Origin of the sequence: Actinoallomurus acaciae, assembly GCF_042429965.1 — a bacterium.
Classification (GTDB): Bacteria; Actinomycetota; Actinomycetes; order Streptosporangiales; family Streptosporangiaceae; genus Actinoallomurus; species Actinoallomurus acaciae.
Genome location: NZ_JBHLZP010000314.1, coordinates 1 through 9,675, shown reverse-complemented (window position 1 = coordinate 9,675; position 9,675 = coordinate 1). Strand labels below are relative to the sequence as shown.

Genomic DNA, 9,675 nt, shown 5'->3' with positions numbered 1-9,675 from the left:
CCGTGCTGGCGTTCGGCGGCGTCGACCTGGTGGTCAACAACGCGGGCCTGTCGCTGTCCAAACCGCTGCTGGAGACGACTGTCGCGGATTGGGATCTGCAGCATGAGGTGATGGCGCGCGGGTCGTTCCTGGTCTCCCGTGAGGCGGCTCGCATCATGATCGAGCAGGCGTTGGGTGGGGACATCGTCTACGTCGTTTCGAAGAATTCGGTTTTCGCCGGGCCGAACAATGTCGCTTACAGCGCGGCCAAGGCCGATCAGGCCCACCAGGTACGCCTCCTGGCGGCAGAGCTTGGTGAGCACGGTATCCGCGTGAACGGGGTCAACCCTGATGGGGTGGTCCGTGGGTCGGGGATCTTCGCCGGGGGGTGGGGCGCCGAACGCGCCGCCGTCTACGGCGTGCCCGAAGACAAGCTGGGTGAGTTCTACGCCCAGCGGACCCTGCTCAAACGTGAGGTGCTGCCCGAACACGTCGCCAACGCCGTCTTCGCGCTTACCGGCGGAGACCTCACCCACACCACCGGACTGCACGTCCCCGTCGACGCGGGGGTGGCCGCCGCCTTCCTCCGCTGAATGTGACCGCGGCCACCGGCCGGACGCGGCGCGCTGCCACGCGCCGAACCCGGCCGGCCGGTGGCCACATCGGGGCCCGCACATCACTGGCATGACCCCGAGAAAGAGATAACGATGCGACTCGTATCGAAGTTCCGCCGCCGACCGCCCCCCGCCTTCATCTCCTGCATCGTCACGACGGCCGTCCTCCTCGCGTCCGGCGTGCCCGCCGTACCGGCGGACGCCGCGAGCCGGGGCGTGGCCCGTCCCGGTGCACCCACCGCCCTCGTCACGAACTCCCTGCCGGCGCCGATGGACGTGGACGCGGCCGGAGGAATCGAGCTCGGCTGGCAGTCGACGCTGCGGAGTCAGACCGCCTACACGATCGAGCTGACCAGGCAGGGATCCGGCACGCCGCTGTGGGACACCGGCAAGGTCACATCCGCGCGTTCGACCGCGGTGCGCTACACGGGCCCGCGGCTGCGGCAGGGCGAGCGGTACTCCTGGCGGGTGAAGCTGTGGGACCAGGACCACCACCCGTCGAACTGGTCGAAGCCGGCGGTCTTCGGCACCGGGCCGGGGCAGTGGGGAGACTCGGTTCCGATCTGGTCCGCCCCTCCGGCCGGCGCCAAATGGACCGACTACCGGCTCGACCTCAAGCTGAAGATCACCCGCACCGCGATGGGGATCCAGTTCCGGTCGCCCGATGCCAAGAACGGCTACATGTGGCAGTTCCGGGCCTCGAACGCCGCCCAGCCGAACACCCTGGTGCCGCACACGCAGACCGACGGCACCTACAAGGCCGGCACCGCCGTGCCCCTCGGCGTGACCCTGGACGTCGGGACGGTGCACCCGATCGGCATCGAGGTCGTCGGGTCGACGATCACCACCTCGGTCGACGGAGAAATCGTCGACCGGCGGACGGACACCACGTTCGCCGACGGCGCCGTGGGCCTGCGGACCGGCGGCAGCGAGACCGGCGTCGTGGACGACATCACCGTGACCAGCCTTGCCGCGGACAGCACCGGAAAGGTGCTCTACAGCAACGACTTCAACGGCGCCCAGGCGTCCTTCCCGTGCGGCACCGTCGAGAACCAGGCGCTCACGATCGGCACCGGCACCGCCTGCCTGAACGCCGTCCTCACCAACGACTGGGCGCTGATGCGCCACGACTTCTCCCTCGTACCGGGGAAGAAGGTCGCGTGGGCGTCGGCCTTCGCGACGGGCTCGTCCTTCGACTCGGCCAAGCAGTACGTCTACAAGATGTACCTCGACGGGCGGTTCGTCGGTCTCGGGCCGACACGTGGGCTGCGCGACGAGACCCGCTACGACGGGTTCGACGTCGGGGGCGCCCTGAGCAGGCCCGGGCGGCACACCCTCTCCGCCATCGCCTACGCGTCCAAGGACCAGCGCTTCCAGGCGTATGTCATCGTGCGCTACACCGACGGCACGACGCAGACCATCGGCACCGGGCCGGACTGGAAGACCCTCTCGGGCAACGAGATCTGGACCTCCACCGGCAGCATCGGGACCGGCTACTGGAGCATGCCGCGCGAGGACTTCTCCGCGGCCCACTACCCGTACGGGTTCGACAGGCCAGGCTTCGACGACACCGCCTGGCCCGCGGCCGTGACGAAGAACCCCTTCGACTCGCTGCTGCCGACGCCGTTCGGCAAGGTCCAGGAGCAGCTGCACGCCCCGGCGAAGATCGTCGACCTGGGCGGCGGCGACTACTTCGTCGACTTCGGCCGTACCTGGATGGGCGGCGCACACCTCACGCTCGACGGCCGGGCGGGCCGGCAGGTACGGCTCCGGTTCGGCGAGGAGACCTCCGCCCCGAACACCACGCGCTACCAGCTGCGTACCGGGAACACGTACGAGGACGTCCTCACCCTCCGCGACGGTGCCCAGACCGTCGACACCTGGGGCATGCGGGTCTTCCGGTACATGAACATCGTCAACTCCCCGGTCCCGATCACGAAGGACAACCTGCGGGCGCTCGCGTCGGTCTACCCGTTCGACGCGTCCGCGGCACGGCTCACGTCCTCGGACCCGAGCCTCGTCTCGGTCTGGCAGCTCTCGAAGAACACCATCGAGTCGGCCGACCAGAACTTCTTCACCGACTCCTGGACGCGGGAGCGCACCGACTACGAGGCCGACGGCTACATCCAGCTGCTCTCCAACCTCTACCTGACCGGCGACCCGACGCTGAGCCGGTACTCGATCGACTACTTCGAGAACCACAGCACGTGGCCGACCGAGTGGCCGATGTACGTGATCAGCGCCGTGTACGACACCTGGCAGCGAACAGGCTCCACGGCGCAGATCGAGCACGCCTACGACACGCTCGTGCCCAAGCTGCTCGACAAGTACTACGACCCCGCCACCGGCACCATCGTGCGCTCGGACGCCATCGTCGACTGGCCGGAGAACGAGCGCGACGGCTACCGGTTCACCGACCAGAACACCATCCTCAACGCCCTGGCCTACCGGAACTACACCGACATGGCGGTCATCGCCCGCCGGCTCGGGCGCGACACCGACGCCGCGGGCTTCGAGCAGAAGGCCAAGACGCTCCGGACCGCGCTGAACACGCGGTTCTACAACCCTGGGCAGGGCGCCTACGACGATGGTCTCAGCACGGACGACGTCCCGACCGGTCACTACGCGGTCCAGGCGAGCGCCTTCCCGGGCGCCTTCGGAGTGCCCGCGGACACGGCGCAGTACGACGCGCTGGCGAAGTACATCGCCTCTCGCGGCATGGCCTGCAGCGTCTACTGCTCGGGCTTCCTCCTCCAGGCCCTGTACAAGGCCGGCCACGGTCAGGACGCGCTGAACCTGCTGACATCCTCGGGGACGAACAGCTGGCTGCACATGATCCAGCTCGGCGCCGGGGCGACCGGTGAGGCCTGGGACCCCGCCCAGAAGAGCAACATGACCTGGTCCCACCCGTGGGCCACGGCACCCGCCTACGTCATCCCACGGGACATGTACGGCATCGAACCCACCTCGCCCGGATACGCGACGTTCCAGATCACGCCGCAGACCGGGAACCAGGAGTTCGGCTCCGTCACGGTGCCCAGCGTCAAGGGACGGATCGGTGTCGCCTTCCACACCGTGAGCGGTCGCTACGACCTCGGGGTCGCCATCCCCGGCAACACCACGAGCACGGTCGGCCTGCCGGTCCCCGGCACCTACTCCGGGACGACCGTCTACCTCGACGGCAGGCCGGTGACGGGCACGCGTGCCGGCGACCGCGTCGTCGTGCGGGTCGGCGCCGGCTGCCACACGCTCAGCACGTCGAACTCCCCGCAGGTCGGCGCCGATCGGAGGCTCACCGGCATCTGCGGGGGGTGGGCAGCGTGACCGTTCACTACCGCACACCCCCGAGAAAGGGACACCGATGCGAGTGGTAACGAGGTTCCGCCGACGGCCGATCCCCGCCCTGACCTCCCTCGCCGTCACGACGGTCCTCCTCATCGGCCTGCCCGCCGGGCCGGTGTCCGCGCAGAGTGCCTCGCCCGTACGGGTGTCGGCGACGACGACCGAGCGCGCGACGAACCCGATCGGCATCGACGCCGCCCGGCCGCGTCTCGGCTGGCGGCTCGACTCCTCCTCGCGCGGGCAGACCCAGACCGCCTACCAGGTCGAGGTCTCCGGCACGAAGGACACCGCCGGCGCCGACGTCTGGAACAGCGGGCGGGTCGCCGGTGCGCAGTCCGTCGACGTGCCCTCCGGCGGCCCCGCGCTCCGGTCGGGCCACCGGTACTACTGGCGGGTCCGCGTCTGGGACGCCGGCGGCAGGCCCTCGGCCTGGAGCAGGACCTCGTTCTTCGAGACCGGCCCGGCGCAGCGGGACTGGACGGCCAAGTGGATCGGGAGCCCGGACACGACGCCGAGCCTGACCGGCGCCCACTGGATCTGGTACCCCGAGGGCGACCCGACCTCCAGTGAGCCCGCCTCGACCCGCTACTTCCGCCGTACCGTCGACCTCGGCTCCGGGGCGATCACCAAGGCGTCATTCACGCTGACCGCGGACGACGACTTCACCCTGTACGTCAACGGCACCCGCGCCGCCTCGTCCCCGCAGGTCACGGACGGCTGGAAGCAGGGGCGGTTCGCCGACGTCACGTCACTTCTGCACTCCGGCGCGAACACCGTCGCGATCCAGGCGGTCAACACCACCGAGAGCCCGGCCGGGGTCATCGGGCGGCTGCACGTCGAACGCTCGGGCGCGGACCCGGTCGACGTCGTCACCGACGGCTCGTTCGCGTCCGCGAGGACCGCGCCGGACGGCTGGGAGAAGCCGGGCTTCGACGACTCCTCCTGGAGCGCCGCCAAGGACGCCGGTGCGTACGGCTCGGGCCCGTGGGGGAACCAGGTCGTCCAGCCGTCGCCGCCGGTGCCGTACCTGCGGCACGGGTTCCAGGTCACCAAGCCGGTCTCCGCCGCACGCCTGTACGTCTCGGCGCTCGGCCTGTACGAGGCGCACATCAACGGCAAGCGTGTCGGCGACGACTACTTCACCCCGGGCTGGACCGACTACGACAAGCGGGTCCAGTACCAGACCTACGACGTGACCTCGATGCTGCGGCGCGGGGACAACGCGATCGGCGCGCTGCTCGCCCCCGGCTGGTACGCGGGCAACATCGGCTTCGCCGGCACGCACGTGTACGGGCAGCAGCCGTGGTTCCTGGCCCAGCTACGGGTCGACTACACCGACGGCACCACGCGGACCGTCGGCACCGACGACACGTGGAAGACCACCGCGAGCCCGCTGACCTCGGCCGACATCTACCAGGGCGAGGACTACGACGCGCGGAACGAGCGTGCGGGCTGGGACGGTCCCGGCTATGACGACTCCGGCTGGTCGGCGGCCAAGCCCGGCACGATGACGCCGAACCTCGTCGCCCAGGCCGGGCCGCCGGTCCGCGTCGACACCGTCCTGCACCCGGTCAAGATGACCCGGCCCGAGCCGGGCACGTACATCTTCGACCTGGGCCAGAACATGGTCGGCTGGAACCGGCTCCGCGTGTCCGGGCCCGCCGGCACGACGGTGACGATCCGCAACGGCGAGGTGCTGAACACCGACGGCACTCTCTACACCGCCAACCTGCGCGGCGCCGCCGACACCGACCGCTACACGCTCAGGGGCGGCGGCGCCGAGACGTACGAGTCGCGGTTCACCTACCGCGGCTACCGGTACGTCGAGGTCACCGGCTACCCGGGTACGCCGGCCCTCTCGTCGGTCGACGGCGTGGTCGCGCACGCCGACGCACCGGCCAACGGCACCCTGACCACCTCCGACCCGCTGATCGACCAGATCCAGCACAACATCGTGTGGGGGCAGAAGGGCAACTTCTTCAGCGTCCCGACCGACTGCCCGCAGCGCGACGAACGGCTCGGCTGGACCGGTGACATCGGGGCGTTCGCGCCGACCTCGACGTTCAACATGGACGCCGACACGTTCCTCGCGAAATTCACCACCGACCTGGCCGACGACCAGACCGCCGACGGCGCGTTCACCGACGTCGCCCCCGCCGTCTCCGCGGGCTCGGGCACGGCCGGCTGGGGCGACGCGGGCGTGATCATCCCCTACACGCTGTGGCAACGGTACGGCGACGTGCGAGTCGTACGGGACCGCTACCCGGCGATGACGAGGTGGATCGACTACCTCAAGGCGCACAGCACCGGGCTCATCCGGCCCGCCCAGGGGTACGGCGACTGGCTCAACGTCGGTGACGACACCCCGCTCGACCTGATCGGCACGGCCTACTTCGCCCACTCCACCGACCTCGTCGCGCAGATGGCGGACGCGATCGGCGAGCACGACGCCGCGGCCGCGTACCGCACGCTGTGGGGGCGGATCCGGGACGCGTTCGACGCCGCGTACGTCACGTCCGACGGCACGGTCGGCGGCGGCAGCCAGACGGCGTACGTCCTCGCATTGTCGGACAACCTGCTGCCCGACGCGCAGGTCGCCCCGGCCGCGAACAAGCTGGTGGCCAACATCGCCGCGCACGGCGGCCACCTGACCACCGGGTTCCTCGGCACCGGGGAACTGCTGCCGACGCTCACGCGCACGGGTCACGACGACGTGGCGTACCAGATCCTGGAGCAGCGGACGTTCCCGTCCTGGGGCTATGAGATCGGCGAGGGCGCGACCACCATCTGGGAGCGCTGGGACGGCATCAAGCCGGACGGCACGTTCAACGACCCGGGCATGAACTCCTTCAACCACTACGGGCTCGGCTCGGTCGGCGACTGGATGTACCAGAACATCGGCGGCATCGCCCCGGCGTCACCGGGCTACCGGAGCATCGTCATCCATCCGAGGCCCGGCGGGTCCCTGACGAAGGCGTCGGCGACCTACCGGTCCGACTACGGCGAGATCGCGAGCCGCTGGTCGGTCTCCGGCGGCCGGTTCACGCTCGAGGTCACCGTTCCGGTGAACACCACCGCCGAGGTCTGGGTGCCCGCGGCGAACGCCTCCCACGTCACCCAGGACGGCGCGAAGTTCGTGCGCATGCAGGACGGCTCCGCCGTGTTCACCGTCGGCTCCGGCCACTGGCACTTCAGCGCCTGACCGTTTCGCCGGGGTGCGGCGAGCCCGTGCGGGGAGCCCGTGGAGCGGGCCCACCGCACCCCGATCAGAAGGGACTTCAATGAGATCGTCGCATCTGCTGACCGCCCTCGCCCTGGGCGCGACGGGCGCCATCGCGGCCATGCCGCCGGCCGGGGCGGACTCCTCGCTCGGGCTGCCGTCGCTGTCCCGGGCAGATCGCTACGTCATGGCGCCGTCCTCCCGTACGGTGCGCCCGGCGGGAGTCGCCGAGGCCCACCCGGCCAACGGCGACTACGTCACGGCCGACTCGGCCGCGTCCGAGACGGACGGGCACGACCTCCAGGCCGGCCCGTCGAGCAGCACCGCGAAGGTCGACGGGGTCATGGTCCGGCAGGCCGGCCCCGGCACGGCGGGCGCCTCGTTCGGCTACCGCCTGCGCGTGCCGCGCGGACACGACGTACGGCTCCGCGTCGAGGAGGCGGGCAGCGCGACCGCGCACTACGAAGTGCTGGTGGGCGACCAGGTCGTCCACGAGCGCAGGCCGGACCCGGCCCAGGCCGGGACGTGGAGCGACCTGGCCGGCCTGGTCCACTACGACGTCACGGTGCCGGCCCGGCTCATCGGCCCCTCCGGCGACCTGCGGGTCACCTTCCGCAACGCCGCGGAGCCCGGACCGGGCGCCCGCGTGCACGCCGTCTGGACGCTGGGCGACGGCGGAACACCCGCCGCGCCCTACGGCGGAACGGTCCACGACCCGGCCGGGGCACTGCGCGGCGGCACCACCACACTGCGCGCCGCCACGTACGGACGCCCGTACGTGATCTACGACTTCGGCAGGGAGGTGGCCGGGCAGGTCGGGCTGAGGCTCGCCGGAGTGACCGGGACGCCCCGGATCGGGCTGGCCTTCAGCGAGAGCACCGAGTACCTCACCACCGCCTCGGACTACAGCCAGGACCCCACCGGCCTCGCGACCGAGACGCACTACCTCACCGCGCGCGACGGCGACCTGACCGACCCGGTGATCCGCGGCGGGTTCCGCTACCTCATGCTCTTCCTCGCCGACCCCGGCGAGGTACGGCTGTCCGACCTGCGGCTGCACTTCACCGCCGACCCGGCGAACCCGGCGCCGGACCGGTACAAGGGCGCCTTCCTGTCCAGCGACGACACGCTGAACCGGCTGTGGTACTCCGGCGCGTACACCGTGCAGCTCGCGACCATCGACCCGAGGACCGGGCGGCCCTACCCGGGACAGGCCGGGCCGGTACGCAACGACGCGATCGTCGGCGACGGGCCGAGCGTGATCAGCGACGGCGCCAAGCGCGACCGCATGATCTGGGGCGGCGACAACGCGATCTCCGATCCGGTGTCGTACCTGACCACGGGCCAGAGCCTGCCGGCCGCCGCCTCGGTCGCCTTCATGGCCGAGGGCCAGGCCGCGAGCGGGCAGATCCCCGGCCTCTACCTGACCGACAGGTTCGGCTACAACCTCGGCTGGGGCGAGTACGCCGAATGGTGGGTGCACAACTACTGGACCCACTACCTCTACACCGGCGACCGCGCCTTCCTGGACCAGTGGTACGACGCGATGAAGAAGAACGTCGCGTGGCTGGAGTCCAGGACCGGCGACGACGGACTGGTCGACATGGCGGGCGCGGGCGGCACCTGGGGCTACGGCAACGAGAACAAGGGCACCTACACCAGTTCGCTGTACGTCTACGTGCTCGGCATGGCCGCCCAGGCCGCCGAGGCGAAGGGCGAGCCGGACCTGGCGAGGACCTACCGCGACCACGCCGCCCGCACCGCCTCGGCGATCAACGCGTCGCTGTGGGACGCCTCGGCCGGCGCGTACAAGGTGGGCCCGGCCGACGGCACGCACCCGCAGGACGGCAACGCGATGGCCGTGGTCGCCGGGGTCGCGACCGGCGACCGGGCCACGTCGGTGCTGCGCTTCTTCGACACCGCGCTCGCCGGCCGGTACGGCGACGTCACGGTCGACAAGGCGGGCACGGTACCGCGCTACGTGAGCCCGTTCGTCAGCTACCAGGCGCTGCTCGCCCACACCGCCCAGGGCGACACGGCGGGCGCGATGTCGCTGCTCGACCGGACCTGGGCGCACATGCTGGGCGGGAGCGACCCCGGCACGCTGTGGGAGAACGTCAGTACGGCGGGCGCTCCGCAGCTCGGTTCGTACACGAGCCTGTCGCACGGCTGGGCGGCCGGGCCCACCGAGTTCCTCACCGAACAGGTGCTCGGCGTGACACCCGCCTCGGGCGGGTTCGCCGCGTTCAGCGTGCTACCGCACCCGAGCGCCGGCGTGCACTGGGCCGAGGGCCGGGTGCCCACGCCGCACGGTGACATCACGGCCGCGTGGAAGCGGAGCGGCCGCACGTTCACGCTCCGCGTCGAGGCCCCGCACGGCACCACGGCCACCGCGGGCGTCCCGGTCGCCAGGGAGGTACGCGCCGGCGGTACGGCGGTCTGGCGCGACGGCCGGGCGCTGCGCGCCGGTGTCGTCCTCCGCGACGGATACGTCCAGGTGCCCGGTCTCACCGGCACGTC

Annotated in this window: 4 protein-coding genes; all 4 read left to right on the top strand. The window is 71.1% G+C overall.

Translation table 11 applies throughout. The features are described 5' to 3' along the window. A partial coding sequence (locus tag ACFFNX_RS32030; RefSeq protein WP_378209611.1) for an SDR family oxidoreductase occupies positions 1–572 on the top strand: 572 nt, incomplete at its 5' end. A 114-nt stretch (positions 573–686) separates the two neighbouring features. Further along, on the top strand, positions 687–3,917 hold the full coding sequence (locus tag ACFFNX_RS32025; protein WP_378209610.1) for a family 78 glycoside hydrolase catalytic domain: 3,231 nt from the start codon (positions 687–689) through the stop codon (positions 3,915–3,917). Between the two features lie 37 nt (positions 3,918–3,954). Further along, the gene (locus ACFFNX_RS32020) at positions 3,955–7,137 is read left to right on the top strand and encodes a family 78 glycoside hydrolase catalytic domain (RefSeq protein ID WP_378209609.1); all 3,183 of its coding nucleotides are present in this window, start codon (positions 3,955–3,957) and stop codon (positions 7,135–7,137) included. A gap of 79 nt (positions 7,138–7,216) precedes the next feature. Then, positions 7,217–9,675, top strand: a 2,459-nt coding sequence (locus ACFFNX_RS32015) for an alpha-L-rhamnosidase-related protein (protein WP_378209608.1), incomplete at its 3' end; no start/stop codon positions are given.

Bases quoted from the DNA above. Each gene is read 5' to 3' on its own strand.
- ACFFNX_RS32025 (WP_378209610.1), top strand. From the start codon at position 687: ATGCGACTCGTATCGAAGTTCCGCCGCCGACCGCCCCCCGCCTTCATC.
- ACFFNX_RS32020 (WP_378209609.1), top strand. From the start codon at position 3,955: ATGCGAGTGGTAACGAGGTTCCGCCGACGGCCGATCCCCGCCCTGACC.